Origin of the sequence: Mesorhizobium sp. M1182, assembly GCF_040318335.1 — a bacterium.
GTDB lineage: Bacteria > Pseudomonadota > Alphaproteobacteria > Rhizobiales > Rhizobiaceae > Mesorhizobium.
Map to the genome: position 1 here is coordinate 90463 of NZ_JAMYMD010000011.1, position 16265 is coordinate 106727.

At 64.6% G+C, this 16265-nt stretch carries 14 protein-coding genes; 9 read left to right on the forward strand and 5 right to left on the reverse strand.

Annotation, left to right across the window (positions count from 1 at the left end; genetic code table 11):
- Positions 1-276: 276 nt before the first annotated feature.
- From NKH33_RS15810 to NKH33_RS15820, 3 genes are all read left to right on the forward strand, one after another.
- The gene (locus tag NKH33_RS15810; protein ID WP_352540844.1) at positions 277-2934 is read left to right on the forward strand and encodes an FtsK/SpoIIIE family DNA translocase; all 2658 of its coding nucleotides are present in this window, start codon (positions 277-279) and stop codon (positions 2932-2934) included.
- A gap of 129 nt (positions 2935-3063) precedes the next feature.
- Positions 3064-3747, forward strand: a complete 684-nt coding sequence (locus tag NKH33_RS15815) for an outer membrane lipoprotein carrier protein LolA (RefSeq protein WP_031213172.1) — start codon at positions 3064-3066, stop codon at positions 3745-3747.
- A gap of 130 nt (positions 3748-3877) precedes the next feature.
- Positions 3878-4684 carry an exodeoxyribonuclease III gene (locus NKH33_RS15820; protein WP_352920467.1) on the forward strand — a complete coding sequence of 269 codons (807 nt, stop codon included), beginning with the start codon at positions 3878-3880 and terminating at the stop codon, positions 4682-4684.
- Between the two features lie 12 nt (positions 4685-4696).
- On the opposite strand, the gene NKH33_RS15825 is transcribed toward NKH33_RS15820, so the two are convergent.
- From NKH33_RS15825 to NKH33_RS15835, 3 genes are read right to left on the reverse strand one after another with little or no spacing between them, the layout of a single operon-like run.
- Positions 4697-5548 carry a TIGR01459 family HAD-type hydrolase gene (locus NKH33_RS15825; protein WP_352920470.1) on the reverse strand — a complete coding sequence of 284 codons (852 nt, stop codon included), beginning with the start codon at positions 5546-5548 and terminating at the stop codon, positions 4697-4699.
- Positions 5545-6831, reverse strand: coding sequence for an FGGY-family carbohydrate kinase (locus NKH33_RS15830; RefSeq protein WP_352920473.1), 1287 nt, complete (start codon positions 6829-6831; stop codon positions 5545-5547). The genes NKH33_RS15825 and NKH33_RS15830 overlap by 4 nt, the downstream gene beginning before the upstream one ends.
- Position 6832: 1 nt before the next feature.
- Positions 6833-7876: a class II aldolase/adducin family protein gene (locus NKH33_RS15835; RefSeq protein WP_352920476.1), complete on the reverse strand. Its 1044-nt coding sequence runs from the start codon at positions 7874-7876 to the stop codon at positions 6833-6835.
- 228 nt (positions 7877-8104) lie between these two features.
- Here NKH33_RS15835 and NKH33_RS15840 point away from each other — a divergent pair, with 228 nt between their 5' ends.
- From NKH33_RS15840 to NKH33_RS15865, 6 genes are all read left to right on the forward strand, one after another.
- Positions 8105-8887, forward strand: coding sequence for a DeoR/GlpR family DNA-binding transcription regulator (locus NKH33_RS15840; RefSeq protein ID WP_023680486.1), 783 nt, complete (start codon positions 8105-8107; stop codon positions 8885-8887).
- Entirely contained in the window at positions 8884-10263 is a 1380-nt protein-coding gene (locus tag NKH33_RS15845; protein ID WP_352920479.1) for an FGGY-family carbohydrate kinase, read from the forward strand. The genes NKH33_RS15840 and NKH33_RS15845 overlap by 4 nt, the downstream gene beginning before the upstream one ends.
- The gene (locus NKH33_RS15850; RefSeq protein WP_352920482.1) at positions 10260-11804 is read left to right on the forward strand and encodes a sugar ABC transporter ATP-binding protein; all 1545 of its coding nucleotides are present in this window, start codon (positions 10260-10262) and stop codon (positions 11802-11804) included. Before NKH33_RS15845 ends, NKH33_RS15850 begins: the two co-directional genes overlap by 4 nt.
- A gap of 20 nt (positions 11805-11824) precedes the next feature.
- Positions 11825-12802 carry an ABC transporter permease subunit gene (locus NKH33_RS15855; protein ID WP_502894527.1) on the forward strand — a complete coding sequence of 326 codons (978 nt, stop codon included), beginning with the start codon at positions 11825-11827 and terminating at the stop codon, positions 12800-12802.
- Positions 12803-12888: 86 nt separating this feature from the next.
- Entirely contained in the window at positions 12889-13827 is a 939-nt protein-coding gene (locus tag NKH33_RS15860; protein ID WP_352920485.1) for an ABC transporter substrate-binding protein, read from the forward strand.
- Between the two features lie 110 nt (positions 13828-13937).
- The gene (locus NKH33_RS15865; protein ID WP_352920488.1) at positions 13938-14831 is read left to right on the forward strand and encodes a sugar phosphate isomerase/epimerase family protein; all 894 of its coding nucleotides are present in this window, start codon (positions 13938-13940) and stop codon (positions 14829-14831) included.
- Positions 14832-14877: 46 nt separating this feature from the next.
- Here the strand turns inward: NKH33_RS15865 and NKH33_RS15870 are convergent, their stop codons facing one another.
- The gene (locus NKH33_RS15870; RefSeq protein WP_352470773.1) at positions 14878-15333 is read right to left on the reverse strand and encodes a Crp/Fnr family transcriptional regulator; all 456 of its coding nucleotides are present in this window, start codon (positions 15331-15333) and stop codon (positions 14878-14880) included.
- Positions 15334-15458: 125 nt separating this feature from the next.
- Complete coding sequence (locus NKH33_RS15875; protein WP_023680479.1) at positions 15459-16142, reverse strand: response regulator transcription factor; 684 nt, start codon at positions 16140-16142, stop codon at positions 15459-15461.
- Positions 16143-16265 lie beyond the last annotated feature (123 nt).

Genomic DNA, 16265 nt, shown 5'->3' on the forward strand with positions numbered 1-16265 from the left:
GCTCACGCCTTGAGGCCCGGAAACCTTCCGGGCCTTTTTTTTGTGTGCAGGCGGCCGTTATGGCTCGATCACACAATCGCTTGATCAAGGTGCTCGATCCGCCGGCGGCGTGAAACAGCGGCCGCAACGCTCCGAACTGTGGTGGCGGTCGCCCGTTCCGGTGACGCAGAATGCCCATGGTTAATGCGCCCTTAACCTTCCCGCCGCTAGTCTGACAGCCGAATCTGCCGTGTTGCGCGTCCGCGCCCGGCCGGGCAACGACAGACGAGGAAGAGCATGCGTTCAGGGGCTTCAGCACCGCTTGCGCTGGCCGATACGGAGCACGGCATCCGGTCGTTCGCGAGGCGCCAGGTCGGGCGGCTGGTCGGTGCCGGGCTGTTTGCTCTGGTTGGTTTCGGCGTCGCCGCCCTTGCCACCTGGAACGTCGCCGATCCGAGCTTTTCGCACGCCACCGACAATATCGTCACCAATGCAATGGGTTATGCCGGCGCCGTCTTTTCCGACATTGCCATGCAGTTCTTCGGACTTGCCGCCGTTGCGGCGCTGGTGCCGGCGGTGATCTGGGGATTTCTGCTGTTTACCGCGCGCGGCGTCGACCGGCTGCCGAAACGGGCACTGGCCTGGTTCGGGTTTTCGCTGCTTGGCGCGGCAATTGCCGGCTGCGTGGTGCCGCCCAAGACCTGGCCGCTGCCGACTGGCCTCGGCGGCGTCTTCGGCGACATGGTGCTCAATATCCCGGGCCTGGTCATCGGCGGCTATCCGACCGGCCTCGTCGCCAGCGTGCTCGCCGTGCTCCTGGCAGCGCCGGCGCTGTGGGTATTCTTGTATGGCTCGGCGCTGATTTCGCGCAAGAACGGCTTTGCCGTCCTCGAACAGCCCGCAGTGCCCGATCCGCAGGACGACCTGCTTTTCGACAATGAAGAGGACGAGGGCGACGAAGGTATTTTGGCGCTTGGCGCCATCACCCACTGGTGGCTGTCGCTGCGGGCCTATCTGCGCCGCCGCGCCGCGCGCCGGCGCGAGCGCGACGATTTCGAGCCGGAGATGGAACCGCGCCCCAGCGCCTGGCGGCGGGCGGCCGAACGGGTCGAATCGGCCGAGTTCGCCGAGGCGCGGATGAGCCCGGGCGGGCGCGCCCGCGTCGAGCCGGAATTCTTCGCCGCCATGGTCAACGACCGCAGTGCCTCGATCGACCCTGACGATGCCGACGTCTTCGATAACGACGACAATGACGACGACATGGATTTCGCGCCCGAGCCGGCCGGCCAGCGCCGCGCCGCGCCAACGGCCAGGGTGCAGAACTTCCGTTCCGACGCGGCGACACGCGTCGAGGCGCCGGCGCCGCGGCCGGCCCCCGGCGCCCGCGTCCAGCGCGAGGCGCAGACTTCGCTGATCGGCTCGGAAAAATTCGAGATGCCGTCGCTGCACTTCCTGTCGGAACCAAAGAACGTGGTGCGCGACGCCAGCCTGTCCAAGGATGCGCTGGAGCAGAACGCCCGCCTGCTCGAGGGCGTGCTGGAGGATTTCGGCGTCAAGGGCGAAATCATCCATGTGCGTCCGGGTCCGGTCGTCACGCTCTACGAGCTGGAACCGGCGCCCGGCATCAAATCGTCGCGGGTCATCGGCCTGTCCGACGACATCGCCCGCTCGATGAGCGCCATCGCCTGCCGTGTCGCCGTGGTGCCCGGCCGCAACGCGATCGGCATCGAATTGCCGAACGCCAGGCGCGAGACGGTCTATTTGCGCGAGATCATGGCCAGCCGCGATTTCGAAACCACCAAGGCCAAGCTGGCGCTGGCGCTGGGCAAGACCATCAATGGCGAGGCGGTGATCGTCGACATCGCCAAGATGCCGCACGTGCTGGTCGCCGGCACCACCGGCTCGGGCAAGTCCGTCGCCATCAACACCATGATCCTGTCGCTGCTCTACCGGCTGACGCCGCAGGACTGCCGGCTGATCATGATCGATCCAAAGATGCTGGAGCTCTCGGTCTATGACGGCATTCCGCATCTTCTGACGCCGGTCGTCACCGATCCGAAGAAGGCGGTGGTGGCGCTGAAATGGACCGTGCGGGAGATGGAGGACCGCTACCGCAAGATGTCCAAGGTCGGCGTCCGCAACATCGACGGCTTCAACGCGCGCGTGCAGCAGGCCGAGAAAAAGGGCGAAAGGATCTCGCGCACCGTGCAGACCGGCTTCGACCGCCAAACCGGCGAGGCGATCTACGAGACGGAGAACCTCGACCTCGAGCCGATGCCCTACATCGTCGTCATCATCGACGAGATGGCCGATTTGATGATGGTCGCCGGCAAGGACATCGAAGGCGCGGTGCAGCGCCTGGCGCAGATGGCGCGCGCCGCCGGCATCCATGTCATCATGGCGACGCAGCGGCCATCGGTCGACGTCATCACCGGCACCATCAAGGCGAATTTCCCGACCCGCATCTCCTTCCAGGTGACATCGAAGATCGACAGCCGCACCATCCTGGGCGAACAGGGCGCCGAACAGCTGCTCGGCATGGGCGACATGCTCTACATGGCCGGCGGCGGCCGCATCCAGCGCGTGCACGGTCCCTTCGTCTCCGACGACGAGGTGGAGAAGATTGTCGCGCATCTGAAATTGCAGGGCGTGCCGGAATACCTCGACGCCATCACCGAGGACGACGACAAGGATGACGATGAGCCGACGGGCAAAGGCAGTGGCGGCGGCGACGGCGGCAATTTCGAGGATTCCGACGATCCCTACGACCAGGCGGTCGCGGTGGTGCTGCGCGACGGCAAGGCCTCGACCAGCTACATCCAGCGCCGGCTCGGCATCGGCTACAACCGCGCCGCCTCGATCATCGAGAAGATGGAGAAGGAAGGCATTGTCGGCCCGGCCAACCATGCCGGAAAACGCGAAATCCTGGTGCCGACGGAGGACGACAAGTTCTAGAGCGCGTCCGCGCCGGCAACTTTGAACCTTTTGGCGCGTTGCAACGATGAGCGCCGTGCCGCCAAACTTAAGCCCAACTGGGGGGCCAGACCAATATAACGAGCAAGCAATCAGATGATGGTGACCGGCATGAAAAACGCAACTCTCGCCCCAAGCAGGGATTTCGCCCCAACCCGCCGGCAGGTGCTCGGCCTCGGCCTGGTCCTGGCCGGTGCGGCGGCCGCCAACCTCGTGCCCGGCTTCCAGCTGCTGGCGTCGGCGCAAGCAGCGGTTCCGGCGACGGCGCAGAAGATCGCCGATCATTTCTCCTCGGTCAAATCGATGAGCGGCGAGTTCGTGCAGTTCGGACCCAAGGGCGAGCAGACCGGCGGCAAGTTCTTTCTGGAACGGCCGGGCAAGATCCGCTTCAATTATGACGGCGCCTCGAATTTCAGGGTGATTTCCGACGGCAAGTCGGTGGTCATCCTCAACAAGAAGCTGCGGACGTCCGACCTCTATCCGCTGTCGAAGACGCCGCTGAAGCTGCTGCTCGACGACAAGATCGATCTGTCGGGCGGGCGCGTCAGAAGCGTCAAGGAAGAGGACGATCTCACCACCATCCAGCTTGCTGACAAATCGGTGTTCGGCAATTCGAAGATCACCATGATGTTCGATCCGAAATCTTATGAATTGCGGCAGTGGACCATCACCGATGCGCAAGGCAAGGACACGACGGTGATGATCTTCAACACCAAGGAGGGCGTCAGCTTCGCCCCCGACACCTTCGCCATCGACTATACGGCGAACCGCGAGCTGAACACCAAGACGCGGTAACTTCCTACTGCTGCGGGATAGCTTTTCCCGCGTTGGTGCGGGCGGCTTGTTTTTGCGGTGCGCGGCTGGCAGTAGTTTCCGCGATTGACTTCCGGCGGAGCCATCCGGCGGATCTTGCGTGGAACCCCACATGCCGTTTTCCGTCGCTACCTGGAACATCAACTCCGTCCGGCTGCGCATGCCGATCGTCGAGCGCCTGCGGGTCGAGCAGGCGCCGGACGTGCTCTGCCTGCAGGAAACCAAGGTTCCGGACGAATTGTTTCCGGAGAAGGCGTTCCGCAAGCTCGGCTACGAGCACATCGCCTTCCATGGCCAGAAGGGCTATCACGGCGTTGCCACCATAGCGCGGCGGCCGATCGAGGTGGTCGAAAAGCGCCGCTTCTGCGAGATCGACGACAGCCGGCATCTGTCGGTCACCGTCAACGCCGGCGGCAAAACGATCCTGCTGCACAATTTCTACGTTCCGGCCGGCGGCGACGAGCCCGACCCGGCCGTCAACCGCAAGTTCAAGCACAAGCTCGATTTCGTTGCCGAGATGAACGCCGTGCGGGCCGAGCATGACGAGCACTCCGGCTCGATCCTGGTCGGCGACCTCAACATCGCGCCGCTCGAGCACGATGTCTGGTCGCACAAGCAGCTCCTCAATGTCGTCAGCCATACGCCGGTCGAGACGGAAAACTTCGAGGCAATGCGGCTCGCCGGCGACTGGATCGACCTGATGCGGCTCAATGTGCCTTACGAGGAGAAACTCTACACCTGGTGGAGCTATCGCGCCCAGGATTGGCAGGCCTCAAATCGCGGCCGCCGCCTCGACCATGTCTGGTCGTCGCCAAACCTGGTGCCGCATTTTGCCGGCTATGAAATCCTGCGGCCGGCGCGCGGCTGGGAACGGCCCTCGGACCATGTGCCGGTGATCGGGCGTTTCAACCTGGATTAGCTTTGTCTCGCCTCAGCGAAACCTGAAGCTATCCGCGATGTAGTCGGGACGGGCGTTCAGCGTGGCGAAAACGTCCTCCAGGTCAGGCGCCCCCGCCAATATGCCCGACAGGACCAGCGTCGTCGCGACACCGACGCCGTTGCCGCCGGCGATGTCGTGCTCGACGCTGTCGCCGACGCAGACCACGCTGTCGCGCTCCGGGTGGCCCGCCAGTGCCAGCGCTGCCTCGAATATCTGCGGATTGGGCTTGCCAATGCGCACCACGCTGCCGCCGAGGCTCTCATAGAGATCGGCGAGCCGGCCGGCGCCGAAGCGAGGGCCGACGGCAGTCAGCATGATCTTGTCGGGATTGGTGCAGAAGCATGGCACCCGCCGCGCCGCCGCCGGACCAAGAAGCCGGCGATAATGGTCGAGGTCGTAGCGATCGCCCTCGCTGGCGGAAATCAGCACCAGTTCGGCATCGTAGCCGTCCTTGGCCAGGACGAAGGGCAGGCCGTCGACAGCCGAACGGTCATTGTCGCGGCGGATCAGCAGGCATTTTGTCTGCGGGCGCAGGGCTCCGGAGGCTGCCATTTGGTGGAAGGAGCGCCACGCCACCTCGCCGGAGGAGACAAAGTGATCCCAGCTTCCCGGTTCGAAGCCGAGCTTCAGCAGGCGGCGCTCATTGGGTTGCGCCCGCTTGCCGGAATTCGAGATCAGTACGATGGTCTTGCCGGCGCGCTTGAGTGCCGACAACGCTTCGACAGCACCTGGATAGGCGCTGGTGCCGTCGTGCAGCACACCAAATTGGTCGAGCAGGAACACCTGATAGCGGTCGGTCAGCGCGGCGATGCCGTCGAGGTGTTGAATTGCCTTGTCCGTCATAAAAGCCCCGCTGCGCTTGCGCCCATCAGCGCCAGCCGCGCCGTGCCGGCAGCGGCCTCCTCCGAAAGAGCCGGCACGAGAGCGACGCCAAGCTTGCGCTGCCGGATCGCTGTCCAGGCCGGATTGGCCGCACCGCCGCCGACGCTCCTGACCGATGTCAGCCGGGGGGCGCCGAGTTCGGCAAGCCGGCGATAGCCGAGCGCTTCGATCGCCGCAATACCCTCGAACATCGCTTTCAGATAGTCGGCGTCGTCGGCGGGCCGCGGCTCGAGGCGCGGCGGCAGCGCCGGATCGGCTATGGGGAAGCGTTCGCCCGGCGCCGGCAGCGGGTAATAATCGAGGCCGGTCTTCGTCGCCGGGTCGATTTTTTTGCTGAGTTCGACAATGCGGGCGACGGGGAAATGCTGGGCCAGCACCTTGCCGCCGGAGTTCGAGGCGCCGCCCGCCAGGTAGGTGTCACCCAGCCGATGGCTGTAAATGCCGAATTGCGGCGCCGAGATCGGCCGGTCGCAGAGAATCTTGATGGTCAGCGACGAGCCGAGCGCGGTAACGCCGTCGCCCGCGGCACTGGCACCGGTCGCCAGGAATGAGGCGCAACCATCCGTCGTGCCGGCAACGACAACCACGTCGCGCGGCAGGCCGAACATTTTCGCAGCGCTGGCGGTGAGCGTGTCCGTGACATCGCCCGGCCGCACGACGCGGGGCAGGAATTCCATGCGCACGCCGGTCGCCGCGATCCAGTCCGGCCAGCGCCGGGCCTCGACGTCGTAGCCGGTCTTCAGGGCGTTGTTCTCGTCGCTGACATCGAAATGGCCGGAAAACTGTCCGGCGATCCAGTCTGCCTGGTGCAGCACAGTGGCGACGCCGGGCAGGTGCTGGAAAGACAGCGCCTTGGCGAGACCGGAGGTTGCCCCGAGTGCAGCGCTCGTTGCCGGTGCCGCGCCGGCTATTGCTGTCAGAATAGTGTCGTCAGCGACCTTGTCGTTGTACATCAGCGGTTCGGCCAGCGGCCGCCCGGCGCCGTCGACCGGCAGCAGCGTGCCCGACGTACCGTCGACGGCGATCGAGCGCACTGCCGCGCGATCGATACATTTGACCAGTTCCGCCAAAGTCGCGCCGACCGCCTCCCACCATATTGCGGGGTCACGGCCGTTCGGCCCAAATCGCTCGAGGGCAATAGCGGAATGCGCGGCAACGGAAAAGTCCGGACCCATGGCGACGGCGCGCGCGCCGGATGTGCCGATGTCGATGCCGATGGCAAGCGGGCCAGACGAACGCGACATGTCAGCTGCCTCCGGCATTGAGTTTCTGGCGATATTTTTCGGCGTCCCAGTTGATCAGCTCGTCATTCTCCGCCGCTGTCAGATAATTCAGCTTCGCCGAGACATCGATCCGCGCCGTCACGTCGGAAAGGCAGCGCTGCATGGCGTCGGCACCGGCGCCGGCGTCGCCGCGCATCAACACGCCGAGTCCAGGAAACAGGATCGCCACGGGTGCGGCGCCGCAGCGCTCGATGACGCGCTTCACACCCTCGTCCGGTCTCGCCACGACCGAGCCTTCGCCGAGAAAGATGACGTGGTCGGGGTAGAGGCTGCCACCCGAAGCCATGCGGCAGCTTTCAGGGTCGATCGCCACCGCATGCGCCTCAACGTCCGCCGGCAATCTGTAGTCGCTGTCGCCGGCGCGCGCCGTCAATGCCGCGATGTCCGGTTCCGCCACCTGGCGCGGCGGCCGCGCCAACAGTCGTGTCACGCGCCGCAGCAGCATGTCGGCCGCGGCGACGGTCTCGGCTGCAACGACCAGGCCGTGATTGCCGAGGATCAGGATATCCACGCCTGGCCGAAGGCGCTCGGCGATACCCTGCGCGAGCGGCAGTCCCGGCCGGCGATAGGGAATATACGCCCATTGATGGCCGTTGAGCCGCCTGGCGGCCTCGGCCTCGCAGTCGGCCTGCACGGCCAGCGAAATGGTCTCGACGCAGTGAACATGCAGAACGATGCGCTGCGGCATCAGCGCATGCACGGTGGTCTCGATCGACGGGCGCAAGCCGCGCGCGTTGAGGGCGTCGACAGTGAAGGCCTGCGGCTGTTCGGCGGCCGGCTCGCGCCGTTCGATGGCGTCGAGCAATGGCGGGATGCCGACCGGCACCATGATGTCGGCGATGAGCGCGTCCTTCAGCCAGGTGCCGGAGGCCTTGATCCAGAGCGTGTCGCCGGCTTTCAGCGAGGTGTTGCCGCCGGCGGCCTGGGTCAGATGCGGGTCGCTGCCGATGGCGGCCGAAAGCGACCGCAGCGCTGCCAGTTCCTGCGCATCCGCAGTGATCGTCATCGAAATTCCTCTACAATCCGGCCGCGTGGCCACGGCTTTGGACGTCCCGGTGCCGGGACGAAGATCCATGCTGGTATCGCAGATGCGAGTAAGTTACGTCAACAGTGATGTTATCGCGTCAAATCAGGCTTGCAATCCGAGGGCCGTTGAGTAAGTTGCACCAATTGCCATGCAAAACGGCAATGCCGTGCAAAATGCTTGGGAGGCAAGCGCATTGGGAGGTAAGGGTTGAGCGACTCCGGCCGCCAGCGTCAGATTGTCGAGCTTTTGCGGGACCGGCCTTTCGCATCGGTGCGCGAGCTGCAGGAGCGGCTTGGCGTATCGGCGGCGACGGTGCGGCGCGACATCGACAAGATCGACGAGGCCGGCGAAGCGCGCAAGGTCTATGGCGGCATCTCGGCGCTCGATGGCGCTTCGCAAGCCGGCGTCGCCTATGCCAGGCCCTATGACGAGAACCGCGACCTCGCCGTCGAGGCCAAGCGGCAGATCGCCGCTCTCGCCGCCACCATGGTGCGCGACGGCGACGCGGTCATCGTGCATGGCGGTTCGACCTGCTTCCATCTCGGCGTCAAGCTCGCCGACCGCAACATCCGGCTCTACACCAACTCGATGCCGCTCGCGGCCTATCTCAGCGACCACGGCCATTGCAGCCTCACCGTCGCCGGCGGCGAACTGCACCGCGAGCCGGGCATCATCCATTCGCTGACGCAGACGGTGCCGTTCTACGCCTCGAAGTTCTTTCTCGGCGCGCAAGGCATCGGCCAGGAAGGCCTTCTGGAATCGCACCCGCTGCTGGTCCGCTCGATCGTCGAGCTCAGCCTCTGCGCCGACCAGATCGTCGTGCTGGCCGACAGCCGAAAATTGTCGATCCACGCGCGCAATGTGGCACTGCCGCTGTCGCGGATCGGCACGCTGGTCACCGATGACGGCCTGTCCGAGACAGATGCCCGCATGCTCGAAGATGCCGGCGTCATGGTGCGGATCGCGGCTTCCTCGGGAGGCGCCCAGTGAACATCGCCGTCCTCGATTTCGGCAAGACCAATTCGAAGCTGTTCGTCTTCGGCCAGGACGGACAGATCCTCGACGAGCGCCGCAGCCAGCCGAGCTGGATCCGCAAAGGCGGCTTCAGCGTGCTCGACGAGCCAGCGCTGCACGACTGGGCGGCTCGCGCCATCGATGCTGCAGTCGACACGCATGGCGTGGAAGGGCTGATGGTATCCGGCCATGGCTGTACCTTCGCGTTGGTCGACGAAGCCGCGCTGACGCATCCGATCCTCGATTACGAGCAGGAACCGCCAGCTGAAATCGCCGCGCAGATCGACCGCCGCATTCCGGATTTTGCCGAGACCTTTTCGCCGCGCCTGCCGCTTGGCTTCAACTACGGCCGCCACATGTTGTGGCTGAACGAGGTGGAGCCCGGTGCCTTCGCCGCAGCGAAATCGATCCTCGGCTACCCCCAATATTGGAGCTGGCGGTTTGGCGGCCGGCCGGTATCGGAAGTGTCGTATCTTGGCTGCCACTCGCATTTATGGGCGCCGCGCAAACGCGATTTCAGCTCGCTAGTCGATGCCGAGGGCTGGCGCGGCCAGATGCCCGCCTTCGAGCGTGCCGGCGCGGTGATCGGCGAGCAGCGCTTCGGCCAGGCCGCGAAGCCTGTCGCCATCCATAATGGCGTCCACGACAGCAATGCCGCGCTCCATGCCTACCGCCGGCAGCAGCTCGGGCCGGTGACCGTGGTCTCGACCGGCACCTGGGTGGTCGTCCTCAATCCCGACTGCCCGCTCGACGCACTCGACGGCGAGCGCGACATGCTGGTCAATGTCGATGTCGATGGCGGCCCGGTGCCAACCGTCCGCTTCATGGGTGGGCGCGAATTCGCCACGATCAGCGCTGGCTGGCAGGGCGCAATCGCGCCGTCATCGATACAACGGGTGATCGACGCCGGCATTATGGCGCTGCCGAGCTTCGCCCCCGGCGGCCCGATGCCGCACCGCCGCGGCGAACTGGTCGGGCGTACGCCCAATGCCGAGGAACGCGCGGCCATGGCGCTGCTCTATGTCGCGCTGATGGTCGATCTGTGCCTCGAGTTGATCCATTCGGACAACACAGTGATCGTCGACGGCGGCCTGAACAATGGCGGCCTGCTTGCCGCGTTGCTGGCGCAGTTGCGGCCCGGGCAGGCTTTCCTGCAGGGCGCAACGCTGGAGGGCAGCGCCACCGGTGCTGCCGCACTTGCCTTCGAAAGCGTCGGACGCGAGTTTGCCACCGAAGCGCCGGAGGCGGTGCATGCGGCAAGTTTCAGCGGCCTTGCCGGCTATCGCAACGACTGGCGCGGCCTTGCCGCCGACCGGGCTGTGGCCAGCGCAGCTGCAGGAGGTGCGCGATGAGCGCCGCCGCCCGGATCGAGACGGTGCGCCAGCCGGTGCTGGAGATGCGCCACATCTCCAAGACGTTCGCTGCGATCCGCGCCTTGCACGATGTGTCGCTGGCCGTTCACGCCGGCGAGCTGCACGCGCTGATGGGCGAAAACGGTGCCGGCAAGTCGACGCTGATGAAGGTGCTGTCCGGCGCCTATCGGCCGGACCCCGGCGGCGAAATCCTGATCGACGGCGTGCCGGCCGCGACGGGCGACCCGATCAAGGCGCGCGCCGCCGGCATTGCGGTCATCTATCAGGAGCTGTCGCTGGCGCCTAATCTGTCGGTAGCGCAGAACATTTTTCTCGGCAACGAGCCGCGACGGTTCGGCGTTGTCGACCGCGAGCAGTGCAATCGGCGCGCCAGCGAGATCATCGCGCGGCTCGGCGTGACCTTCTCGGCGCGCACTCCGGTCGCAAGCCTGTCGCTCGGCGAGCGACAGCTGGTGGAAATCGCCCGCGCGCTGTCGACCAATGCGCGCATCATCGTCATGGACGAGCCGACCACGTCGCTGACCTCGCGTGAGACCGACCGGCTGTTCGAGGTGATCGCGACGCTGAAGTCGCAAGGCATCGCCATCATCTACATCAGCCACCGCATGGAAGAGGTCTACCAGCTCGCCGACCGCGTCAGCGTGCTACGCGACAGCGGCTATGTCGGCACGCTCGACCGCGCCGACCTGAACGCCTCGCGCCTGGTATCGATGATGGTCGGGCGCGATCTGTCGACGTTCTACAAGAAGGATCACCGTCCGCCGGACAGCAAGCGCGCCATCGCGCTGTCGGTGCGCGGCATGTCGGACGGCAATCTCATAAAGAATTGTTCCTTCGACCTCCACAAGGGCGAGGTGCTGGCACTGGCCGGCCTGGTCGGCTCGGGCCGCACCGAACTGGCACGGCTGATCTTCGGCGCCGACAGGCACACATCAGGCACGCTGGAGCTCGGCGGCAAACCGATATCCATCGGTTCGCCGAGCGAGGCGCTCGATGCCGGCATCGCCTACCTGACCGAGGACCGCAAGCAACTTGGCCTGTTTCTCGACATGTCGATCTCCGACAATATCAGCATGGGCGTGCTGGCAAAGGACGCGAAGGCCGGCGGTTTGCGCGACTTCACGGCTGCCGAAAAGCGCGCCGCCAAGGCGGTGTCAGACCTCACCATCCGCACCAGCTCGGTGCAGGCCAATGCCGGCTCGCTGTCGGGCGGCAACCAGCAGAAGGTGCTGCTCGCCCGCCTGCTGGAAACCGAGCCGCAGGTCGTCATCCTCGATGAGCCGACCCGCGGCGTCGATGTCGGGGCCAAGTCGGAAATCTATCGGCTGATCGACAACCTGGCCAAGAAAGGCATCGCCATCCTGATGATCTCCAGCGAACTGCCGGAGGTGATCGGCATCGCCGACCGCGTGCTGGTGATGCGCGACGGCACCATTGCCGGCGAGGTGACGGCGTCGGAGGGCGAGCCGCTGCGGCAGGAAGCGATCATGGAACTTGCAACGGGAGCGGCTCAGCGATGACCGACAAGGTGGCCGACACGATGAAAGCGGACGACCGGGCGGTCGGCAGGAGCACGAGGTGGCGTACCGCCATTGCCGCACTCGGCATGCTGCCGATCCTGATCCTGCTGGCGGTCGGCTTCCAGTTCATCAATCCGCGCTTTTTCACCCAGACCAATCTGCTGATCGTCATGCAGCAATCGTCGATCAACATCGTGCTGGCCGCCGGTATGACCTTCGTCATCCTGACCGGCGGCATCGACCTGTCCGTCGGCTCGATCCTTGCCGCCTCGGCGATGGTGGCAGTGATGGTGTCGCTGGTGCCCGATTGGGGACTGCTGGGGGTGCCCGCGGCCATTCTCGTCGGGCTCGGTTTCGGCGTCATCAACGGGCTGCTGATCGCCTATATCAAGCTGCCGCCCTTCATCGTCACGCTGGGATCGCTGACCGCCGTGCGCGGCGTCGCCCGCCTGCTCGGCCAGGACACGACGGTGTTCAACGCGGACCTGCCGTTCGACTTCATCGGCAACGGTTCGCTGTTCGGCATTCCGTGGCTGGTAATCATCGCGCTGGCGGTCGTCGTCCTGTCCTGGCTGGTGCTCAAGCGCACCGTGCTCGGCACCTGGATCTACGCCGTCGGCGGCAACGCCGAGGCCGCCAGGCTGACCGGCATCAAGGTGCCGCTGGTGCTGCTCTTCGTCTACGGCGTTTCCGGCCTTCTGGCCGGCCTTGGCGGCGCCATGTCGGCGGCCCGGCTCTATGCCGCCAACGGGCTTCAGCTCGGCCAGTCCTACGAACTCGACGCCATTGCCGCAGTCATCCTCGGCGGCACCAGTTTCGTCGGCGGTGTCGGCTCGATCTGGGGCACGCTGATCGGCGGCCTGATCATCGCCGTGCTGTCCAACGGGCTCATCCTCGCCGGTGTTTCGGACATCTGGCAGTACATCATCAAGGGATTGGTCATCATCGTGGCGGTCGCCCTCGACCGTTACCGGCTCCAGGCAGGAGCAAGAACGTGATGGCCCTTAGTCGCCGGCATCCAACGAGCCGGTTTCATGTGTAACGCACCGTGAGAGGCGCGGGGCATCAGGAGGAAAATAAAACAATGAAGACCATCGCTAAACTGCTCTGCGGCGTCGCCCTTGCGGCCGCCGTCATCGCGCCGGCATCGGCAAAGGATCTGAACAAGGTCGGCATCTCGGTCGGACTGCTCGGCAACCCGTTCTTCGTCGCCACCATCAAGGGCATCGAGGACGCGGCCAAGAAGATCAACCCGAATGTGCAGGTGACCTCGGTATCGGCCGACTACGATCTCAACAAGCAGGTATCGCAGGTCGATTCCTTCATCGCTGCCGGTGTCGACGTCATCATGCTCAACGCAGTCGATGCCAAGGCGATCGCGCCGGCGGTGAAGAAGGCGCAGGCGGCCGGCATCGTCGTTGCCGCTTTCGACGTTTCGGCGCCCGGCGCCGACGTCACCGTGATGACCAACAACGTCAAGGCCGGCGAAGAGGCCTGCCAGTATCTGGTCGATAATACCGGCGGCAAGGGCGACTATGTCATCCTCAATGGCCCGGCCTCGTCGTCGATCCTGGAGCGGGTCAAGGGCTGCAAGGACGTGCTGGCAAAGCACCCCGACATCAAGATCCTTTCCGACGACCAGAACGCCGAAGGCTCGCGTGACGGCGGCCTGAAAGTGTTCCAGTCGCTGCTGACGCGTTTCGACAAGATCGACGCGGTCTTCGCGATCAACGATCCGACGGCGATCGGCGCCCAGCTTGCGGCCAAGCAGCTCAACCGCTCGGAGTTCATCTTCACCGCGGTCGACGGTGCACCCGATATCGAGAAGGAACTCGCCTCCGGCACGTCGATGATCAAGGCCTCGGCCTCGCAGGATCCCTATGTGATGGCCGGCCAGTCGCTGACGATGGCGGCTGACCTGCTTGCCGGCAAGAAGCCGGCCGAGCCGACGGTGCTGCTCGACCCGAAGCTGATCACGGCCGACAATTTGACGTATTACACGGGCGCCCCCGGGGCTCTATAAGCCCCCCACGCGGGGGGCGGCGGGTATGCCCGCCCGCACCTTTTTGTCCGAGCATCGGATTGCCAAAACCGCTTTGGACTTGGGTCAGCTGGAAATAACCGGAGACGATCATGTCGCGCATCGGAATCCACTCATTCGTCTGGTCGGCGAGCTCGGCGCAGGGCGACCTCGAGCGGACGCTGGCCAACACCAGGGAAGCCGGCTTCGACCTGATCGAATTCTCCTATCTCGACCCCGCCAATGTCGACATTGACGGTCTGGCCAAGCGGATCGCCGATCTCGGCCTCGGCGTTGCGATCAGCATTGGACTGCCGGCCGGCGGCGATATTTCGAGCGCCGACAAAACGATTGCCGCGCACGGCATCGAAATCCTGGAACGTACGATCGCGCTGACCCGCGATCTCGGCGGCCAGAAGGTTGCCGGCATCCTCAGCACCAGCCACGGCTTGCAGAGCGAGGCGCCGACGCCTGACCAGTGGAACCGCAGCGCCGGCACGCTGGCCGAGGTGGCGGACACGGCAAAATCAGCCGGCGTCACCCTCAACCTCGAAATCGTCAACCGCTTCGAAAGCAATCTGCTCAACACCGCCGCGCAAGGCATGGCCTTCATCGCGGACAGCGGCTCCGACAATATCTTCCTGCATCTCGACAGCTTCCACATGAACATCGAGGAGGCCGATGTCGGCTTGGCCATTCGCAATGCGGTCGGGAAGATCGGCTATGTCCATATCGGCGAGAGCCATCGCGGTTTCCTCGGCACCGGCAATATCGATTTTGCCGCGATATTCGATGCGCTGACCGCCATCGGCTACAGCGACGACCTCAGCTTCGAATCCTTCTCCTCGGAAATCGTCGACGAGAACCTGTCGCGGAAAACCGCGATCTGGCGCAATCTGTGGACCGACAACATCGAGCTGGCCAAACATGCGCGCCGCTTCATTGCGCTCGGACTGGAGACGGCACGGCGCAAGGCCGAGCTTGTTTCCGCAACGCACCGGCCCTGAGCCCTCGCAGTTCCGAAGTCGATCTGGTTAGGCCAGAGGCGCTATATTAGCCGGCAAAACGCGGCCCAAGTTCCTCGATGCGGCGAATCATCGCCTGGAAATCCTCCAAAATGCGCTGGTGCAGGTGAACCGCCAGTTCCGGGTATTCCTCGAGGATGCGGCGGAACATCTTGCGGCTGAGCCGCAGCACTTCCGAATCGATTTCGGCGGAGGCGCTGGTCAGCCGGTTGGTGTCGGCGATCAGCGCCAGTTCGCTGAGCATGGTGCCGGGGCCGACGGTGCCGATCGGGATGCGCTCGCCGTCGTGCTCGCGGTAGAGGACGATGCGGCCGCTGACCACGATGTAGGCCGAATCAGCCTCGTCGTCCTCGCGGTAAAGCTTGTGGTCGGCTTTCAACATGGTGGTTTCGGCGCCGAAGGCGAGCAGACGCAGCTGTTCCTGCGTAAAGCCCTCGAAGAGCCTCACGGTGGACAGGATGCGGATGTCGTCATCCAGCGCCATCTAGCTATGTCCCCGAACCGTCAGTCCGACTCCTCCCCTACGAGGCCGATCCAAAACCACCTCCAGCCTCAGGACCGTACCCGAAAAGCGCCCCGCCCGGATCGCTTATTTGAATAATGAAATGTTTAAGGAACCAGCTTGTAGCCGCCGCTTTCTGTCACGAGAATTTCCGCGTTGGAAGGATCGCGCTCGATCTTCTGGCGCAGCCGGTAGACGTGAGTTTCGAGCGTATGCGTGGTGACGCCGGAATTGTAGCCCCAGACTTCCTCCAGCAGCACGTCGCGGGTCACCACCTTCTGGTCGGCACGGTAGAGATATTTGATGATCGAGGCTTCCTTTTCGGTCAGCCGCACCTTGGCGCCCCGCGGGTCGATCAGAAGCTTCTGGCTGGGCTTGAACGTGTAGGGGCCGACCGAGAAAGTGGCGTCCTCGCTCTGTTCGTGCTGGCGCAACTGCGCGCGGATGCGGGCCAGCAGCACGGCAAAACGGAACGGCTTCGTCACATAGTCGTTGGCGCCGGCCTCGAGGCCAAGGATGGTGTCGGAATCGGTATCATGGCCGGTCAGCATGATGATCGGCGCCTTGTAGCCGCCCTTGCGCAATATCTTTACCGCCTCGCGGCCATCCATGTCGGGCAGGCCGACATCCATGATGAGCAGGTCGATGAGCCCGCCACGCGCCGTGGCGACGCCTTTGGCGGCGGTCGCTTCCTGCAGGACATCGAATTCCTCATAAAGCGACAATTGCTCGACAAGGGTGCCGCGCAGGTCGTCATCGTCGTCGACGATCAGAATGGTGCGTGAAGTCATGGATCAATCCGTTGTTTTGAAAAGAGATTTCAGTTGACCGCTGCCTGTTTATGCGGAAGCTGACCGGCACAACAGCCGTTCACAGTGATTTGTTCCGTGGCACGATCATACAAGAAAAAACAC

Excerpts from the sequence above, each read along its gene's own strand:
- NKH33_RS15855 (WP_502894527.1), top strand. The coding sequence starts at position 11,825 with ATGAAAGCGGACGACCGGGCGGTCGGCAGGAGCACGAGGTGGCGTACC.
- NKH33_RS15835 (WP_352920476.1), bottom strand. The coding sequence starts at position 7,876 with ATGACGATCACTGCGGATGCGCAGGAACTGGCAGCGCTGCGGTCGCTT.
- NKH33_RS15875 (WP_023680479.1), bottom strand. The coding sequence starts at position 16,142 with ATGACTTCACGCACCATTCTGATCGTCGACGACGATGACGACCTGCGC.
- NKH33_RS15830 (WP_352920473.1), bottom strand. The coding sequence starts at position 6,831 with ATGTCGCGTTCGTCTGGCCCGCTTGCCATCGGCATCGACATCGGCACA.
- NKH33_RS15870 (WP_352470773.1), bottom strand. The coding sequence starts at position 15,333 with ATGGCGCTGGATGACGACATCCGCATCCTGTCCACCGTGAGGCTCTTC.
- NKH33_RS15810 (WP_352540844.1), top strand. The coding sequence starts at position 277 with ATGCGTTCAGGGGCTTCAGCACCGCTTGCGCTGGCCGATACGGAGCAC.
- NKH33_RS15850 (WP_352920482.1), top strand. The coding sequence starts at position 10,260 with ATGAGCGCCGCCGCCCGGATCGAGACGGTGCGCCAGCCGGTGCTGGAG.
- NKH33_RS15815 (WP_031213172.1), top strand. The coding sequence starts at position 3,064 with ATGAAAAACGCAACTCTCGCCCCAAGCAGGGATTTCGCCCCAACCCGC.
- NKH33_RS15860 (WP_352920485.1), top strand. The coding sequence starts at position 12,889 with ATGAAGACCATCGCTAAACTGCTCTGCGGCGTCGCCCTTGCGGCCGCC.
- NKH33_RS15825 (WP_352920470.1), bottom strand. The coding sequence starts at position 5,548 with ATGACGGACAAGGCAATTCAACACCTCGACGGCATCGCCGCGCTGACC.
- NKH33_RS15865 (WP_352920488.1), top strand. The coding sequence starts at position 13,938 with ATGTCGCGCATCGGAATCCACTCATTCGTCTGGTCGGCGAGCTCGGCG.
- NKH33_RS15820 (WP_352920467.1), top strand. The coding sequence starts at position 3,878 with ATGCCGTTTTCCGTCGCTACCTGGAACATCAACTCCGTCCGGCTGCGC.